Source organism: Streptomyces hypolithicus (assembly GCF_052934925.1).
On the sequence record NZ_CM128811.1, the window covers coordinates 3,177,963 to 3,194,787 of the forward strand.

Annotated in this window: 16 protein-coding genes and 1 pseudogene; 11 read left to right on the plus strand and 6 right to left on the minus strand. The window is 68.0% G+C overall.

Translation table 11 applies throughout. The annotated features are described in order from the left end of the window. Positions 1-263: 263 nt before the first annotated feature. The 5 genes from ACU6WZ_RS15030 to ACU6WZ_RS15050 all read right to left on the minus strand — a co-directional run bounded on the left by ACU6WZ_RS15030 (position 264) and on the right by ACU6WZ_RS15050 (position 4,751). A complete protein-coding gene (locus tag ACU6WZ_RS15030) occupies positions 264-1,379 on the minus strand; it encodes an IS3 family transposase (RefSeq protein WP_447028572.1) in 1,116 nt (371 codons plus the stop codon). A 17-nt stretch (positions 1,380-1,396) separates the two neighbouring features. After that, a complete protein-coding gene (locus ACU6WZ_RS15035) occupies positions 1,397-1,780 on the minus strand; it encodes a transposase (RefSeq protein WP_447028573.1) in 384 nt (127 codons plus the stop codon). Between the two features lie 611 nt (positions 1,781-2,391). Then, positions 2,392-2,772 carry a hypothetical protein gene (locus tag ACU6WZ_RS15040; protein WP_447028574.1) on the minus strand — a complete coding sequence of 127 codons (381 nt, stop codon included), beginning with the start codon at positions 2,770-2,772 and terminating at the stop codon, positions 2,392-2,394. 216 nt (positions 2,773-2,988) lie between these two features. Then, positions 2,989-3,477, minus strand: a complete 489-nt coding sequence (locus ACU6WZ_RS15045; protein ID WP_447028575.1) for an NUDIX domain-containing protein — start codon at positions 3,475-3,477, stop codon at positions 2,989-2,991. A gap of 44 nt (positions 3,478-3,521) precedes the next feature. Then, entirely contained in the window at positions 3,522-4,751 is a 1,230-nt protein-coding gene (locus ACU6WZ_RS15050) for a helix-turn-helix domain-containing protein (RefSeq protein ID WP_447028576.1), read from the minus strand. A 201-nt stretch (positions 4,752-4,952) separates the two neighbouring features. Between ACU6WZ_RS15050 and ACU6WZ_RS15055 the strand changes: the two genes are divergently transcribed. From ACU6WZ_RS15055 to ACU6WZ_RS15105, 11 genes and pseudogenes are all read left to right on the plus strand, one after another. Further along, positions 4,953-5,651 (plus strand): HAD family hydrolase, encoded by a 699-nt coding sequence (locus ACU6WZ_RS15055; RefSeq protein ID WP_447028577.1) that lies wholly within the window; start codon positions 4,953-4,955, stop codon positions 5,649-5,651. Further along, on the plus strand, positions 5,648-6,643 hold the full coding sequence (locus tag ACU6WZ_RS15060; protein WP_447028578.1) for a zinc-dependent alcohol dehydrogenase: 996 nt from the start codon (positions 5,648-5,650) through the stop codon (positions 6,641-6,643). The genes ACU6WZ_RS15055 and ACU6WZ_RS15060 overlap by 4 nt, the downstream gene beginning before the upstream one ends. 28 nt (positions 6,644-6,671) lie before the next feature. Then, on the plus strand, positions 6,672-7,823 hold the full coding sequence (locus ACU6WZ_RS15065) for a hypothetical protein (protein ID WP_447028579.1): 1,152 nt from the start codon (positions 6,672-6,674) through the stop codon (positions 7,821-7,823). After that, on the plus strand, positions 7,817-8,737 hold the full coding sequence (locus tag ACU6WZ_RS15070; protein WP_447028580.1) for a radical SAM protein: 921 nt from the start codon (positions 7,817-7,819) through the stop codon (positions 8,735-8,737). The genes ACU6WZ_RS15065 and ACU6WZ_RS15070 overlap by 7 nt, the downstream gene beginning before the upstream one ends. Next, positions 8,734-9,774 carry a nucleotidyl transferase family protein gene (locus ACU6WZ_RS15075; protein WP_447028581.1) on the plus strand — a complete coding sequence of 347 codons (1,041 nt, stop codon included), beginning with the start codon at positions 8,734-8,736 and terminating at the stop codon, positions 9,772-9,774. Before ACU6WZ_RS15070 ends, ACU6WZ_RS15075 begins: the two co-directional genes overlap by 4 nt. A gap of 16 nt (positions 9,775-9,790) precedes the next feature. Then, positions 9,791-10,492, plus strand: a complete 702-nt coding sequence (locus ACU6WZ_RS15080) for a class I SAM-dependent methyltransferase (protein WP_447028582.1) — start codon at positions 9,791-9,793, stop codon at positions 10,490-10,492. Continuing rightward, complete coding sequence (locus ACU6WZ_RS15085; protein ID WP_447028583.1) at positions 10,489-11,583, plus strand: glycosyltransferase family protein; 1,095 nt, start codon at positions 10,489-10,491, stop codon at positions 11,581-11,583. Before ACU6WZ_RS15080 ends, ACU6WZ_RS15085 begins: the two co-directional genes overlap by 4 nt. Beyond that, positions 11,580-12,521 (plus strand): glycosyltransferase family 2 protein, encoded by a 942-nt coding sequence (locus ACU6WZ_RS15090; protein ID WP_447028584.1) that lies wholly within the window; start codon positions 11,580-11,582, stop codon positions 12,519-12,521. Before ACU6WZ_RS15085 ends, ACU6WZ_RS15090 begins: the two co-directional genes overlap by 4 nt. Positions 12,522-12,596: 75 nt before the next feature. After that, positions 12,597-14,003, plus strand: coding sequence for a tyrosine--tRNA ligase (tyrS, locus tag ACU6WZ_RS15095; protein WP_447028585.1), 1,407 nt, complete (start codon positions 12,597-12,599; stop codon positions 14,001-14,003). 446 nt (positions 14,004-14,449) lie between these two features. After that, positions 14,450-15,088, plus strand: a pseudogene (locus ACU6WZ_RS15100) (SPDY domain-containing protein); the annotation flags it as partial. 116 nt (positions 15,089-15,204) lie between these two features. Then, complete coding sequence (locus tag ACU6WZ_RS15105) at positions 15,205-16,146, plus strand: IS5 family transposase (RefSeq protein WP_447028586.1); 942 nt, start codon at positions 15,205-15,207, stop codon at positions 16,144-16,146. Here the strand turns inward: ACU6WZ_RS15105 and ACU6WZ_RS15110 are convergent. Beyond that, a complete protein-coding gene (locus ACU6WZ_RS15110) occupies positions 16,106-16,729 on the minus strand; it encodes a hypothetical protein (protein WP_447028587.1) in 624 nt (207 codons plus the stop codon). The genes ACU6WZ_RS15105 and ACU6WZ_RS15110 overlap by 41 nt on opposite strands. Positions 16,730-16,825: the final 96 nt, after the last annotated feature.

The following is a 16,825-nucleotide window of genomic DNA, read 5'->3' on the forward strand; positions in this document are numbered from 1 at the left end:
CTACTCGGTTTGCCCAGCATGCCAAGGACGTGAGGAAGACACTCGACTGGACCACCGCGTACGTCATCCCGCTCAAAGACGACACCCCACTCCGGGATGTCCGTCGGATCGAGGGCCGTGTCGGTCTAGCTATAGGGCCTGAGCGCAACAAGGCGCTGCCTCGTATCACCGTGGCTCGCTGATTTTCGCTGCATTCTCACCGACGATGTGCCGTCGGGGAGAATGCAGCGAGTACGTGGAGTCGATGGGCTGCCTGGTAGTGGTCACCCCTCGCCCGCGATTCGGCGTCGGAGGATGTCGACGTAATCCGGACGAAGCACGTGGCGGTAGCGCGGACGCTTGCCGGCGTTGATGCTCTCCACGTACTCGGCGAGATGTACGGGATTCTTGGCAGTCCAGCCGTGGGCAAGTGCCCATCCCTGCATGGCGTCCCCCTCCATGGGGCAATGGTCATGAGTTAACGCTCCAGGTGCGATGATCTTTGGGTGGAGCGAGTTGGTGACCGTGCGCTGATCGCGGACCTCCTCGGCGGTGCCGAAGTGCACGGAGGCGGGGGTGTGCCAGCCGATGCCGGAGTGCCGGTGCTCATGGTTGTAATACGCGATGAACGCGTCGAACCACTCGCGGGCATGGGCCAGCGAATCGAAGCGGTCGGGGTAGTCCGCCATGTACTTCGTGGTCTTGAAGTGGGCTTCGCTGTAGGGGTTGTCGTTGGAGACCTTCGGCCTCGAGTGCGACCGTGTGACGCCCAGATCGATCAGCAGTTGGGAGACTTTCTTGGAGGTCATCGAGGTGCCGCGGTCGGCGTGCACGGTCTCGGGCACGATCCCGTTGTGTGCGATGGTCTCGCGGATCAACTCCTCGGCCCGCTCCGCCGATTCGGCTCGCTCGACGGTGTGGCCGACGATGTACCGGCTGAAGATGTCGATGATCACGTAGGCGTGATACCAGACGCCCTTGACCGGTCCGGCCGCCTTGGTGATGTCCCAGGTGAACACCTGAGACGGGCCGGTGGCGACCAGCTCGGGCACCGCCTTTGCCGGGTGGGTGGCCTGGCGGCGGCGCTCGCCGGTCTGCCCCTTTTCGCGCAGGATCCGGTACATCGTTGAAACCGAGCAGTGGTAGCGCCCGGCATCCAGCTCGCGGGCCCAGATCTGCGCGGGCGCAAGCTCGGCGTACTCGTCGCTGTTCATCAACTCCAGTACCGCAGCCCGCTCTTCGACTGCCAGAGCCGAGGGCTGGGCCTGCGGCGAGCGGGGCCTGCGCGGTGGTGGGGGCCGCAGCCGGCGGTAGTGGGTGGCCCTCGATCGGCCGGTCAGCCGGCACGCCGCCGTGATGCCCAACTCTGCCTCGACGCCGCTGAATGCGTCGTCGCCCACCGGGTCGGCGTCAGACTTCAGTCCGCGCTCTCGGAGATCATTTCCAAGAGCGCGGAAGCTTTTCCCATGACTTCCAGCGCGGCCTTGTTCCGGGCCAGTTCCTTCTCCAGCCGTTCCACCTGGCGGCGCAGTTTCTCGTTCTCCGCCTCGGCGGCCGGCTTCTTCGGCCGGGCCGGGCTGGTGCGCTTGTCGACCAGCTTCTCCAGGGCCCCGGCGTCCCGCGCGGCCCGCCACTCGGTGACGTGTGAGTGGTACAGGCGCTCGCGGCGCAGGACCGCACCCTTCTCGTTCTTGGGCGCGGCGTCGTACTCGGCCACGATCCGCAGCTTGTACTCGGGGCTGAAGGAGCGGCGCTTCGGCCTGGGGGCCGGATCGGATCCGGCGGGGTTGGTGCTGGTCATGAAGGGGGGTTCTCCTGTCGGTGCCCTCTAAGGCTAACCCGTCGAAGCGGGACGTCTCACCCAAGGCTGACAGAGAGGGCAGCATGCGTGGCGGCCTGAGCGTGCTCGCCCGGAACTGTGGCGCGGTGCATATTCGTGACGGCCGCTGCTACGTCGCCGATCTCTACGTGCGAAGACGAAGTCATGGCGGCCAGTATCCCCACGCCAGCGGCGACAGGGAACGACGCCGTCGGGACCAGCCGGGCTGTCTGGCACGGCCTTTCCCTTCTCCGCTGGGCCCGTATGACGGGTATCGATCAGCCCGGACTCTGTGCAGTCGCCCAAGCCCTGGAGCAGGAGGAACGGGCACGGTCCGCTGTCGTGTTCGCCGTCTTCGAAGCCATCTCGAACCAGGGCCGGCGCGAGGTGCAGCAGGCCGAGCCGGTCCGTTGTGCTTCCACGGCTTCTTCCGCGGCCCGGTAGCGTCAACGACGTCCTTGAGGAGGAGATGGCGTATCGCCGGGTGGTGTAGCCGCTCTTGGCCAATGTGCGCGCCCACCTCGCCTGCGAACTGCTGGCACGGCCTGTTGAACGGATATGTGACTCGTTGAAATCAGATCGCTTCGCGGCAGTCAGTCTTCGTCGACGGGTTCGCCGCAGGTGATGCACACGCCGGGCTGCATGATTCCGTCGTGGCAGTCGTGAGGGAAACGGCCTGGCCCCTGGTACTCGCGCATCATTTCGGCGTAACAGTTCCGGGAGCGCTCGCACCGGGTGCAACAATCATGACTCGTGATGAACCGGTGCGCCTTCTTGCTGCACACTCGGTGGCCGCACTGCCGGTACCCGCCGGACCCGCTGTTCCAGTGGGTGCCGAAATTGCCTGGGTCGTCGCCAAACTTGCGGATGACCTCCTCGTCTGCCTCGGCGGTGTCGCGCTGCCGTGCGCTTGCGACCAGATGGCCGGCAAGCGCGACAGCACCCAGTACGACCCATCCCCATTTGTCGCGCATTTGTTTCCCCCCTTGTGGTCGGTTCAGCGGCGACGGTATCGGGTGTCGCCGCTGTCCGGGATGAGTTCCTCGTGCGCGTCAGGGATGTCGTACCGGAACACGCAACGCTTGATCCCGTACACCACCCCGCGGGACACAACCGAGGAGGACGCTCGCCGTGGCCGGCCAAGCGATGTAAAGGCCGCAGGCTGGTCGAAACGGAGGGTTTACGCGCCTCTACTGGGTGCTGTCAGCTCCCGGGAAGGCCCCGTGCTCCAGGTAGACCGTCTCGCCGCGCTGCCGCGCCTGGACGGCCTGCTCGATCCGGCGGGCCAGGCGCGGGATGGTCAGTTTCGCGATCTCGGAGACCGGGTGGAAGGCGACCGCCCGGATCTCGCCGTCCTTGAACACGACGCGGTTCAAGGTGGCCTGGTCCAGGACTCCGCCGTCAAACAGGTAGAGGATCTTGTCGCCCTCCGCTTCCGAGGGGGCCCAGTCCATCGCGAGGAGCCGCCCGATCGGCGGGGTGATGTCAAGTTCTTCGCGCACTTCGCGGACGCACGTCTGGAGCGGTGACTCGCCCTGCTCGACGTACCCGCCAGGGACGTCGCGGTAGTCTTTGTAGGTCGGCTCGACCAGCAGCACGTGTCCGGCCTCGTCGAAGAACAGGGCGCCTGCCGCCATGAGGGGTGTGGCCTTGCCGACCAGGAATTCGCTGCGGTCCATGCGGGGCACCCTATCCATTGCGCAGCCGACCGCAGCCCGTGCCTTCAGGCCACGACATGGAGCCGGTGGGCGAGCGCGGCGAGATTGCCGTGAGGCCGACCTCGGGAGTTGCGTATCCAGCGGAGGACCAGTTCCCGGCTCATGGGGTGGTGCCGGATCTGCTCGGGTGCGATGGACTCCGCCTGGAGCAGGATCTCGAGGGCTTCGTCACCCCGATTGCGGGCTGCGAGGGCTCGGGCGACTTCGAGATGGTGGCGCACCTGCCTTTCGACGGGGAGGCCGCTGGTGTCTACGCGCTGTCCGAGGTCGGCTGCGATCTGGTGGTCACCGAGCTCGCCGGCGGTGGCCACCGTGTGGATGGCGACATTGGTGGGGCCGAACGCGGTCCAGAGTTCATTGCTGTCCGCCCTGAGGCGCTGAGCGGCCTGATCGGCCCGGCCGAGGATGTCGCGTACGGCGTTCCGGTCTCCGGCGCGGGCCGCTGCCATCGCGCCGGCCAGGTGCAGCGCGCCGTACACGGACACATGCTCTCCGGCGGACTCCGAATCCGTCGGCCGCAGCAGCGTCTCGGCGTCCTCCAGCAGGTTCAGAGCGGCGTCGAACCGGCCGGTCGAGGTGAGGCAGTGCATCACGGACCTCAGCAGCGACCCGGTCACCACGAGGTCACCGCTCTGCTGGGCGGCGGCGAGCCCTCGGTCCGCGGCCATCCAGGCGAGTTCTGCCTCGCCCACCTTCCCTAGTACTTGGGCGGTGGCTTGGTACGCGAGCGCCAGGAGCCGCTGGGCCTCGTCGCGCTCCGCGCCGTGATGGGCGCGGGTGGCGGCGAGCGCGTACGCGAGCAGCTCGGGGAGCCGGTCGACAATCCACGTGTACCGGGCCGCCTGGTAGCCGTCCATTGCAGCGGATATGTCCCGGTGAAGCCCCATGAGCCCGATCGGCTCGCCCTCCTGTTGGCCGGGAGTGAACAGAGGGGTGAGTGTGCGGTAGTCCATGAGGACCGCGCGCAGGTCGGGCAGGGCGTGCCGACCGGTGTCGGAACCCCAGTCCACGAGCGTCGGCTCGCCCAGTAAGTCGCCGACCGTCACTCCGAGGGCGCCGGCCAGGGTCTGGATCACGGACAGCCGGTCGAGTTCGATTCGGTTGTTCTCCGCCTTGCTCAGCCAGTCCGTGGTCCTGCCCACGAGCCCGGCCAGTACGTCCTGGGACAGCCCGCGGCGCCGTCGGTACCACGCGACCCGCTCGCCGATGGTCAAGGTGTCACTGATTCCGCGCATGGCCAGATCCTCCCCGTCCTTGCCCGGACGACCCCGGAAAGATTTTCCAGGGTGCGCTCACAGAACGCCTCTACGGTCACACCACCCAGGCCAACCCGTCGTCGCTTCGGCGAAACGGCGGACTGGCCGCTGTGTCGATCGGGAGGCAACGTGCCCACCGCACCCCGCACGAGGAACGACCGCGTTGAGCGCACTCATGCCGTGGAGTACGAGTGCGAGGCTGTGATCTTCGATCTGTTCGGCACACTCGTGCCGGCTCCCAGCGATGCCGAACGTAGAGCAGCTGTGTGCGAGTTCGCCGCCGCGATGGAGGTCGGCACCGGCATCGTCGACTCGGTCCTGGGAGTCAGTTGGCGTGCACGCCACGACGGCCGACTCTCATCGGTCGGAGAAGTCGCCGCGTACCTGGTATCGCGGTGTGGCGCGGCCAGGGGCCGCGTGAACGACGTGGAGACGACGCTGCGGCGCTTGGCCTTAGCCCGATTACGAGCTGACCGCCCCGTATTCCTGGTGCTGGACACGCTGCGGCGTGCCGGAATCCGGCTGGCACTCCTCAGCGACGCCTCCCCGGAGATCGCCGAATGTTGGGGTAGGACGCCTTTGGCGTCCTACTTTCCCACGGCGGTGTTCTCTTGCGAGGAAGGTGCGATCAAGCCGGATCCCGGACTCTTCGCACGAGCGCTGGAACAGCTCGGCGTCGCCGCCCAGCGCAGCTTCTACTGCGGAGACGGGGGCGGCGATGAACTGACGGGCGCGCGGAGGGCCGGAATTCGTGCGCTGCGCGTAGAGCGGCGGGGCGGCCCGGCCGGGCTCGCCTTCGGTGAGACGCCCTGGCACGGAGACTCTGTGGCCTCCGTGGAGGCCGTGCCCGCCGCGCTGACCGCGAGGCGGGGCCGATGACCCCGGTACGCGCCTGGGCCGTGCGTGACGGCGCGTTGCGTCTCACGGCTGCTCCGAGTCCCACCGACACCGAAGACACCACGTTGATCCACGTCCGTTACTCAGGGATCTGCGGAAGCGACCTCGCCAAGCTCTGCCCGTCGTGGCGTGGCCCGGTGCCGAGACCGTGGTTCCCGGGACACGAGATCGTCGGCACCGTTGCCCGCACAGTCGACTGGGTCTGCGTCGACCCGCTGATCGGATGCCGGTCGTGCGCCGCATGCGTGGATGGCCAGGTGCATCTCTGCCACGGTCTGCGGCGTGTCGGCTGGGATCTTCCGGGCGGGTTCGCCGAAGCGGTCCGCGTGCCGTCCTCCAGCGTCGTGCGGCTCCCCGCCCTGCGCGACCCGGCGCACGCGGTCCTGGCCGATGCCATGGCGGTGGCCTTGCACGGGGTGCGCTGTGGCCTGTCCATGCGACCGGGTCGCCTGGGCGTCATCGGGACCGGCGCCATAGCCGTGTGCACCGCCGTCTGTGCTGTTCAGGCCGGATGGGAGGTCCACCTTGCCGCTCGATCCGCCGAGCGTCGTGACCGACTGCACCAGGTTCTCGGTGACGTCGCCGTGCACCAGGGCACGCTGCCGCCATGCGAGGCCGTGGTGGATGCGGCATCCGGTCAGGACGACGCCCCGCTGCGGCAGGCCGTGTCCTGCGTCCGGGACGGCGGCACTGTCGTCGTCCAGAACGCCTACGCACCGCAGGTCGCGCTGTCCCTGCCACTTCGTGACGTTTTCCGCCGCTCGATCACCGTCTGCGGCTCCTACTCCTACTGCCGCGCGAAGGGACGCGGCGACTTCCGCGACGCCCTGACCCTCCTGACCGGCGGCGGTAGTTGGGCCGACCTGCTCACCAAGGATCGCTACCCACTTCTCGATCTGCCGCGGGCGCTGACCGATCTCCGCGGCGTGGACAGGCACCGGCCGCTGAAGGCCCTGCTCACCGTCAATTTCTGACCGATCCGACCTGAATGGAGCGCTCACCGTGGCTTTGCAGATCCCACCACTGGTCCACAAAATCAATTCCCCTGCCGACATCGACCCCCACGACGTCCATGACGGCATCCTCGGCATCCTCGGCCTTCCCGACGGCCACACGCGAGACGTGATGCTGGGAAGCGTCCTGACCGGTCTCCTCTTACGGGGCCCGAGAATCGCCGAAGTCGAAGCCGCCGTCCGGGCCGCCACCTGCCTGGACCGGGACGGCTGGGACTACTGCCGGCCGGCCGCAGGTGTGCGATTCGTGGGTTACACCGGTAGTGGGAAGAAGACCTTCAAGACCCTCAATCTCAGCTCCGCCGCGGCCTTCGTCGCCGCCACCGGCGGCGCTCACATCGCCAAGCTCGGCTCGCGCAGCGCCTCGTCGAAGACAGGCTCACGGGACTTCATCGACCTGGTGGGCGCAGGCTGCGACGCGGTGCCGCACGACGAAATGGTCGGCATCGCCGCCGAGTGCGGGTTCGGATTCTTCTCCATCGAGCACCGGGTACCCGAATTCGACCGCCGATACGGCGGCCGGTTCCAAGCCGTGCACGCACTCAGCCTGGCCTTTCCCGCTCTGCTCAGCCCAGTCGTCTGCTCCTCCTACGTGTACGGGCTCTCGCACCCCGCCGTCGACGTCTCCGCGCAGCTCCTCGCCCGGCTCGGGCTGGCGGACGTGACCGTCGTCAACTCGTCCGCCGACGGCGCCCTGCAGGTAGACGAGCTGCTGCCCGGCGCCACGGTGCGTACCAGCCGCATCCGAGACGGGCTCGGCGATTCGTCCCTGCCCCGGGAGGTGCGCCTTGCCGCGCCGGCCATGCCCAGGGACCTGCGCTCCATCGCCCAGCGGCCCGATCCCCACGAGAACGTGGCCGCCGCCGTCAGCGTGCTGGCGGGCCACGGCAGCTCGTCGGCCCGCAACGCCGTAGCCCTCAACGCGGCTCTGCTCATGGTGGCCGGCCAAGCCGCCCCCACCCTCCGAGCCGGACTCGCCACCGCGCAAGCCATCCTGCGCACGGACGCGGCCTTCGGCACCCTGCGGTGCTTCATCAGGCTCACCGGCGGCTGCCCGCACGCGCTTGAGGGACTTCTGCCGACGGCCGCGTACGGGGCCGCCTCCGCCCGGACGTCACGCAAGGAGGAGATCCCGTGCTGACCCGCGACGAGCTGGGCATCGTCCACCTGGTGCTCAACACCGACTGCAATGCGTGGGACCTGGCCCCGGCCACCGCGTCCCCTGGCGTGTGCCGCTTCTGCTACCGCGAGCGGAACCGGGTCACCACCACCCCCGCGGTCATCGCCCAGGTGATCGACCGCATCCGAGCCGAGTCCTCAGCGCACCGCATCGTCTTCACCGGCGGGGACCCGGTCATGCCGTACGACAACCACCTTGAGCCCGCCCTTCAGCACGCGCACGGCAGCGGCTTCGACACGAACCTGCACACCAACGGCCTTCTCCTCAAGGACCGCTACCCCGGCCTGCGCGAGAACGTCACGGTGTACTCCCTGGCCATCGACGGACCTGACGCGGAGAGCGCCGACTGGTTCCGCGGGCAGGGCTACTTCGACCGCTTCCAGGCCAACACGGCCATGCTCATCGCCGACCATCGGCGCCTGGCCTTCAACACCTTCACCACAGCTGCCTCACTCGCCGAACTCCCGCGGCTCGCCGGGAGAATCGCCGACTACGCCCAGGCCACCCCGGTCGAGTACTGGTTGATCTCCCAGTACAGGCCGATCGGGCGGGCGAATTCCCGCAAGGCCGGGATCTACGGATTCAGTCGCGAGGAATTCGTCCAGGCGGTGAACGGCGTACGCGATGTCGTTCCGGATCTGCCGGTCTATGCGCAGCCCACCCGCGAGCCGGACGACGCCTATCCCTTCCGAGTCTGGGTCCTGGGCGACGGCACGGTCACCGCCGACCTCGGCAGCGTGGCCGCGCCCCGCAACACCGAGCTCGGCAACCTCCTGGACGACGGCTTCGAGTCCCTCGTCCGCCATGCCTTCGCCCTTCGCGAGGCCGATCCCTCCCGCACCGCGCCGACCACACCCGAGGAGACGTCCGCATGAAGTTCGACACGGCCTATTACGACAACGTCATCGACCAGCACCGGTACGAGCGCCTCGGCCTGGGAACCATCGACTTCGCTCTGGCCGGGATGAGCCCGGACGACCTCCGCACCAAGTGGATGTGTCACACCGGCGCCCTCGACTTCGCCGTGGCCGTGGCGGCCGGCAAGCCCGCCATCGTCACCACGGGCGTCGGCCTCGGCGGACCGCCGCACGCCGGCACCCTCTTCCAGCTCCTGCGCGCCGTCAAGCTCCAGCAGCAGGGCCTCGACGTGCAGATCGTGCTCGGCGACCTGGACTCGTACAACGCCCGCCGTACCCCGCTGGACAAGGTGCGCCGCACCGCCGACCAGTACGAGGAGTTCGTCCGCCGTCTCGGGTTCGACGAGCAGCGCGGCGTACTGCGCCGCCAGGAGGGCCACACCGATGTCCTGGCCACAGCCTTCCTCCTCTCCCGCCACCTGGACGACGAGGACTTCCAATGGGCCGAGGAGGACCTCTCCGGTCTCTACCGCAATCACGGCGTCTTCGACGGCCTCACCTACGGCATGAAGCAGGCCACGCTCCTCATGGCCGCCGACTTCGTCCAGCTGCTGACCGAGGGCCGGCACGTCCTGGTCTCGCTCGGCGTCGACGAGCACAAGTACGTGGCGCTCGCCCGACGCGGGGCCGCACGCTGGGGCCTGCCCGCAGACCGGCTGTCCGGCATCTACACCAAGATGATCCCCGGCCTCGGGGGACTGCCGAAGATGAGCAAGAGCATCCCCGGCTCCGGCCTCGACGCATCGATGCCCGCCGATGACATCCGGGCCCTGATCTCTGGCGACCGCGACCGCGACCGCGACCGCGACACGTCCGGCGAGGACGAGGACGAGGGCTCGGCTCTGCTTCAGATGTACGCCTGTCTGCCCGAGGTGGACGGCGCCTCTTACGACCGCGCCGCCGCGGCCCGCAGGATCGGCTCCCCCGAGTGGCGGGTACTGCGCGAGGAGCTCGTCGAACGCCTGATCACCCTCTTCGCCCACTGGCCGAAGTGACGGACGGAGCCCTGACATGCCTACCGCACCTGTGCTCTCCACCCTTCCGCTCGGCAACGCCGCCTCGTACTTCATCCGGGCCGGGTACCGCAGCCGCGACAGCGTGGAGTACTTCGCCGACGAGACCGACGAGGCCACGGTCTGGCAGCCCGACGTCTACCCCTACGCCGCCGCCCGCGCCGCGCAGCTCGGCTGCGACGCGCTGATCGACATCGGATGTGGCCGTGCCGGCAAGCTCGCGTCCCTCGCCTCCATGCACCCCGACTGGTCCTTCGTCGGGGTCGACGTCGGCGAGAACCTCCGCTGGTGCCGCGCCAACCAGCACTTCGGCGAGTGGATCGAGGCGGATCTGGAGACCACCCGCACCCTCCCCCTCGGCCCCGCAGTCATCAAGCGTTCCCTTGTGGTCTGCTCCGACGTGGTGGAACACGTACTCGACCCGCGCCCGCTCCTGGCCCTGGTACGCGGACTGCTCGCCGCCGGAAGCCCCTGTGCGGTCTTCTCCACTCCGGCGCGCGAGTTCCGCAGCGGATACGAAACGCCCGGCCCTCCCCGGAACCCCAGTCACGTCCGCGAGTGGGCCGGCGACGAGTTCCAGGCACTGCTCCGCGCCTCCGGCTTCGAGATCCACTACGCGGGGCTGACCCGCAGCGACGACGTGTCCAACGGGCTTTCCACGCAGCTGGTCGTCGTCGGTCTCGGGAAGGAGAACCCGTGACCACGACCTTCTCGCCCAGCCGAGGACTGCGCGTCGTCCACGTCCCGGCCCGCACCCCGTACGCGCGCAAACTGCACGGACCCGATTTCCACATCCTCAACGGCACCGAGATCAGCTCCGGTGCCGTCGTTCCCGCAGCGGTGACCGCTACGGGGCTCCTCGCCCACGCTCCGCTCACCTGGCTCGACGTGCTCCACCTCCACCACATCGACATCGAGGAGAAGGCTGTTCTGGAACGCCTCCTCGACGCCTGCGCGGAATCCGGAGTCCGCGTCGTCTTCACCGCCCACGACACCCACTCCATGCACGGCGATGTATCCGCATTCACCGAACGGCTCCGGCTTCTCCTCAGCGCGGACGTCCACTGGGTCTTCCTCACGGAGAGTTCCCGCACTGAGATGGCCGACATCCTCGGCGCTGCCCCGCCGGCCACCGTCGTTCCGCACGGTTACGTCGTACCTCCGGAGGCGCTCCGCGGCCGGGAGCGCGAGCAGGCCGCCGCTTCAGCTCGCTTCCTCATGTTCGGCGCCTCGCGCCCCAGCAGGGACCAACTCTCCCCCGTCGTCAACTGGAGCCTGGGAGTCACCGACCCCGACAGCACCCTCCGGCTGCTCCTGCGCGCCTTCAGCCCCGCCGACTTCATTCCGGGCAGCCCCGTCCCCCTCCTCCTGGAGACGGCTCGCCACGATCCACGCATCCGCCTGTCCATGCGCCCCTACCCCACGGACGAGGAGGTCACCGACGCGGGCCTCGCCTCGGACGTACTCCTGCTCCCCTACCTCTGGGGGAGCCACTCCGGACAGCTGGAGCTTGCCTTCGACCTGAACCTGCTCCCTGTGTGCTCGCGTATCGGCCATCTGCCCGAGCAGTACCGGCAGCACGGGCAACTCGTCACCGAACCAGAATGGTTCGACTGGACGACCGGCCACCCGAACCTCTTCGGCGAACGCTTCCTCGCGGCTGTCGAGAACGCCCGCTCCCGCACGGGCTCTGGTCCTCGGCGACTCGACCGCACCTTCCTGGAGCACCGCGCTCAGGAACACAAGGCGATCCTCGCCGCCTACGCCGATGTGTACGGAGGTGGCCGATGACCACGCCGCCCCGAATCTCGTGCGTCATCCTGTGCCACAACTACGGTTGTTACCTCGACCGTGCCATCACCAGCTGCCTCGACCAGGAACCCGGCGACTACGTCCTGCACGAGATCATCGTCATCGACGACGGCTCCACCGACGAGACAGCGAAAGTGTGCCGGCGCTACCGAGATCGCGTCCGGATCGTCCGCCGCGACTCCCGGGGTTTCGGCCCCACCCTGACTGACGCCTTCCTCCTCGCCGACGGCGACTGGGTGGCCCCGCTCGACGCCGATGACTGGTTCCACCCCGCCAAGCTCCGTACGTGCGCCGAGGCGATCACCGGCGACCGTCTCCTCATCGAGCACTGGGAGTACGTCGTCGACGCAGCCGGCCGACCACTCGTCGCCGATCCTCATCCCGGCGGAAACACCAGCACCCTGCTCGTGCAACGGGAGGCCGCTCTCACGCTGCTGCCCGTCGTCAACGAGATCTTCTTCCACGCCCTGCGTCACGCGGGTCACGGCCGAGTTCTCCCCGTGCCCCTGGTCCACTACCGCGTCCACGCGCACAACATGACCGACCGCCGTACCCCCGGGGTCTCCCAGCGCTATCGGGCCGACGTCTGTACCGCACTCGCCATCCGACTGCGCTCCATGGCCGCGGAGCCCCCGACCTGGACCACCGCCAGCGTCCTGCGCGGGATGGCCCACCACTTCCATGCCCAAGCCGCCGGACACCGAGTCGAGGCGTACATACAGACCGGACACCGTCACGCCTGCTGGCGCCCGCTCGCCGCCATGCTGGCCGGCACCATCCGATCTTGCGCACCGCCCCGCCCCTGGCTGAGGGCGGTCGCCAGCGCGGTGACCGGCCACCCGCAAGCGCCGCTCCGAGAGCTCGATAACAGCGGAGCCGGGGACACCGAAAGTGATCATTCAAATACGAGGGCGTGACCAGCGGTGATAAAATCGCCGCTTCCCCTCTCTACTGGCCCCGCCAGTGATCCAACCCAGGAGCGAACAGGCATCATGAGCCGCCTCAGCGAGTCCGTAACCCGCGCCATGCAGATCCTCTCTGGATCGGACCTGGCCGCGGACTATACGGTCGCCCGGCTCCTGGAAGAGACATATACGCGGCGCTCCCTGGACCTGTCGGACCTCTCCCCCCAGGAGCAGGCCGCTCTGGTCGAAGGCCGCGCCATCAACGTGATCCCGTCGGCTTCCACCCTCGCCGACAAGATCACGGCTGCGCAGTCCGCGGGCCGGCAGTTCATCGTGAAATACGGCATCGACCCGACCTCGCCGGACGTGCACCTCGGCCACTCGGTGCCCATCATCATCGCGAGCCGGTTCCAGCGCATGGGCCATCACGTCGTGTTCATCATCGGCGACGTCACCGCGAAGATCGGCGACCCGTCCGGACGCTCCTCCGATCGTCCGCCGCTCACCGACTCCGACATCGCGGCCAACCTCTCCGGCTACCAGGCCCAGGTCACCCCGTTCATCGACTTCGAACGAGCCGACCTGCGCTTCAACGGCGAGTGGCTCAACAAGGTCAGCCTGCCTGAGCTGGTGGAGATTCTCGCCCGCGTACCGGTCTCCATGTCCCTCCAGCGCGAGGACTTCCGCAGCCGGCTCGCCGCCGGCGACGGCCTGTCGGTCGCGGAGTTCGTCTACTCCGTGGTCATGGCACTGGATTCGGTCGCCATCACCGCCGACGTCGAACTCGGCGGTGTCGACCAGCTCCTTAACCTTCAGATGTGCCGCAAGGTCATGGAAATCAGGGACCAGACCCCCGAGGTCGTCATCACCACCCCTCTCATTGAGGGTACCGACGGCACCGGTTCCAAGATGAGCAAGTCCAAGGGCAACTACGTGGGCCTCTCCGCCGCCCCGGACGAGATCTACGGCCGTCTGATGTCCATCCCCGACCACGTCACCGAGTCCTACCTCAAGTTGCTCACGGAGTGGACGGACGACGAGATCCAGCTGGTCTCCAAGCGGCTGGCAGACGGCACCGCGCACCCCATGGCCGTCAAGCGCATCCTCGCCAGCGAGGTCGTGGCGGCCGTCCACGGCCTGGAGGCCGCCGAGGCAGCCCGTGCGGAGTTCACCGCCCGCTTCTCCAAGCGCTCGTTCGGTGACGCGCAGAACCTCCCGGTCGTCTCTCTCAAGGAGCACGCCGAGACCACGCTGGGCCAGCTGATCAGTCAGGTACTGGACTTCGCTCCCAGCTCCTCCGCTGTCCGCCGTATCGCCAAGCAGGACGGCCTTCGGCTGATCAGCGAGACCGGCAACGCCGACCAGTACAGCACGACGCTCCCCGAAAGCGCGGTACAGCAGACCCTCGCCGCCGCATTGGCCGAGGCCGAGAGCAGTGAAGGCGCCGATCTGTACCTCAAGGTGGGCCGGAAGGTCGCCCGTATCGACAGCTGAGGTCAGCGAACGGCGGTGCCCACTCGTAGTGGGCACCGCCGTTGCCATTTCCTGTCCTCGCGTATGACAGCACCCCATGGGAACGGATTGCCTTGGCCGCGCCCACCCGGACCGCCAATCTCAGCTCACCTCGGTGCCGTAACCGGGCAGGTCATGCGCTCATGTATCGGATTCGACTACGGCAAGTGCCGTTGAAACGGATGATTCTTTCCAGAATTCGAGCCAGTTCGCCGGGGGCAGACAGGAAAGCCCGCAGAAAGACTGGCAACGAGGGGAAAGGCATGTCAACGTAAATGACCTTCCCGGAGATCTTCAGGCCACGTGGTTCGGAGCAGGGGTGGGGCTCTGGTAAACCCGCATCCCACCGCCGATGGCTCTGCTGTGTCGGCCCCCGGCCGTCGGCGTTCCGCCCGCTTCGCCGCGGCAGAAGATCCACCCTCATGCCCTTGGAGGCGCTCCTGAATCCGCATCTCCCATTCGATCCGTCCCTTGCGAGCGGCACCCCTCCGGCGTACTGGGTCAGTCCCCGGCACCTGGCCGGCGACGACGGTCGTCTCTACGATGCCGTCGCCGACAGTCTCGCCAGCTTCGGCTGGACGAGCCTGACAGTCGTTCGAGGGCGGCGTGAGCTCGATGAGCCGCTGGAGGACCTTCAGGTGCTGCGCAGCACGGTCCTGCACATCAGTCCCGACGCGCTTCGGTGGGCGCAGTGGGTATTGCCGGACGAGCCGTTTTACCTAGGTGGGCTGCCGATCGCGTGGCAGGTCTCTGCCCGCTCGGACGCGAGCAGCCCGGCTGCGGACTGGTCCGCCTATTTCACCCGCGACGCACCGGGTGAGGTCATCACCGAATTTCTCCTCGCACTCGACGCATGCGGACAGTGCGCCGCAGCGTCCGCCGGTCCTGAAGCGGTCCTCGTTGCGGCCACCGCACGCGGTTGGCTCCGTGACGCCGATCAACCTCATGCGGCGGTGATCCACCCCACCTCCACGGCCCGCCTCAGTCTCAGTGAGGTGCCGCCGCTCATCCAGGACGCCGATCCCTCCGCTCTGATCACTGGCGCGGGGGGTTCAGGGTTGACTGGCTGTTGCTCATTCGGTCGGGATGCTTGACGGTCGAACGGGGATGCCAGTCGGATCCACCTTCGGATGATCATTTAGCGGTCCGCGCATGAAAGCAGGGTCTCCTGCACAGCTCGGGGATGTCGAAGTCCAACGAGCAGGAGGAGACCCTGGTGCTCCAGTCTGTCGCGCTCGCGGCCATGACGTCCAACTCCGGCGTGTCGCGGTGCGATTGCCTGGCCCACCGGTTCGGGAACGCCGGCGACCACCCTGACCGGGCAGCACGCTATCCCTCCGATACGACCGACGCCGAGTGGGCGATCCTGCGTGCGGCCATGCCCGTCCCGGCCTGGCTGGAGAGCCGGCGCGGACGCCCGGAGTCCTACTGCCACCGCCAGATGCTCGACGCCGTCTTCTACCTCCTGGACGGCGGCATCAAATGGCGTGCGATGCCCATCGACTTCCCGCCCTGGGACCGCGTCTACGCCTTCTTCCACCGTTGGCGGGACCGCGGACTGACCATCGAGCTGCACGACCGGCTGCGCGCACGAGTACGCGAGGACGCCGGACGCGACCCCGAGCCGACCGCCGCCATCATCGATTCGCAGACCATCCGCTCCACCCCCACCGTTCCAGCGGCCACCTCCGGCTACGACGGCAACAAGAAGACGGTCGGCCGCAAACGCCACCTGCTGACCGACACCATCGGCATGCTGCTGGCCGTCACTGTCACCGGCGCCGATGTCGGGGACCGCGACGCCGGCCAGCGCCTGATCCAACAGGCCGGCGCACGCCACCACCGCATCCGGCTGATCTGGGCCGACGGCGGATACACCGGCTTCCTCGTGTCGTGGTGCGCGGCTGTACTCGGCCTGGTCCTTGAGATCGTCAAACGCAGTGACGACGCGGAAGGCTTCCAGATCCTGCCGCGCCGCTGGGTAGTGGAGCGCACCAACGCGTGGCTGTGCCGCACCCGCCGCCTGGACCGTGACTACGAGCGGCGCACCTACTCGTCCGAGACGATGATCTACTGGTCGATGGTCATGCTGATGCGGCGCCGGCTGGCCCGCCGGCCAGGGTGAACTTCCCCGCCGATGCCTGGGCCAGCCAGCCGCGCTCTGCCAGGCGGCGTGCCCGGGAACGCACCACTCCCTCGATCTTCGACGGTGTCAGCTCGATGCCCATCGCGGTAGCGATCTGTTTACAGGCCATGGGCTCCTCACCGCGGTGCCGGGCGTCGGCCAGAACGGCAAGAATGCGCTGGTAGTCCACCGCGAGCGCTCCAGGATCGGCACCAGGACTCCACGGCGGCAAGATCGATCCGGGCCGCGCGGCAACGACGGCCGAAGGGCCCAACTCGCTCACCACGACGGGAACTTCAGGCTCTCCTACCGCCTGCCCGACCGGTTCGCCGGCGGGGCCAGCAGCGTCGTCCTGATGCTGCCCGGCCAGGACCCGGCCGACCCGCTGCTGGGCGATGACCAACTCCTGCCAGTCTGTCTCGGACTCGTGCAACTCAGCCAGCAGCCGGTCCGTCTGCTCACGCAGCGCCTCCACCCGCCGCCGAGCGGCACGTTCTTCGGCTTCCAACAGTCCCATCACCGACGGCATCGGCAACATCCTCCCTCTCGGCAGCAACATGCTGGAACAGTTCTGCCGCACCACCGGGGCACCTATGCCTGACCTGCAGAAACCAGCCGATCACACTCGAAAGAACAACAGCCACTGAGCGGGCCAGTCGGCTGGACAATGAGATTGAGG

Coding starts and splice junctions, on each gene's coding strand:
- ACU6WZ_RS15035 (WP_447028573.1), bottom strand. CDS start 1,780: ATGACCAGCACCAACCCCGCCGGATCCGATCCGGCCCCCAGGCCGAAG.
- ACU6WZ_RS15040 (WP_447028574.1), bottom strand. CDS start 2,772: ATGCGCGACAAATGGGGATGGGTCGTACTGGGTGCTGTCGCGCTTGCC.
- ACU6WZ_RS15045 (WP_447028575.1), bottom strand. CDS start 3,477: ATGGACCGCAGCGAATTCCTGGTCGGCAAGGCCACACCCCTCATGGCG.
- ACU6WZ_RS15050 (WP_447028576.1), bottom strand. CDS start 4,751: ATGCGCGGAATCAGTGACACCTTGACCATCGGCGAGCGGGTCGCGTGG.
- ACU6WZ_RS15060 (WP_447028578.1), top strand. CDS start 5,648: ATGACCCCGGTACGCGCCTGGGCCGTGCGTGACGGCGCGTTGCGTCTC.
- ACU6WZ_RS15075 (WP_447028581.1), top strand. CDS start 8,734: ATGAAGTTCGACACGGCCTATTACGACAACGTCATCGACCAGCACCGG.
- ACU6WZ_RS15080 (WP_447028582.1), top strand. CDS start 9,791: ATGCCTACCGCACCTGTGCTCTCCACCCTTCCGCTCGGCAACGCCGCC.
- ACU6WZ_RS15090 (WP_447028584.1), top strand. CDS start 11,580: ATGACCACGCCGCCCCGAATCTCGTGCGTCATCCTGTGCCACAACTAC.
- tyrS (WP_447028585.1), top strand. CDS start 12,597: ATGAGCCGCCTCAGCGAGTCCGTAACCCGCGCCATGCAGATCCTCTCT.
- ACU6WZ_RS15105 (WP_447028586.1), top strand. CDS start 15,205: ATGTCGAAGTCCAACGAGCAGGAGGAGACCCTGGTGCTCCAGTCTGTC.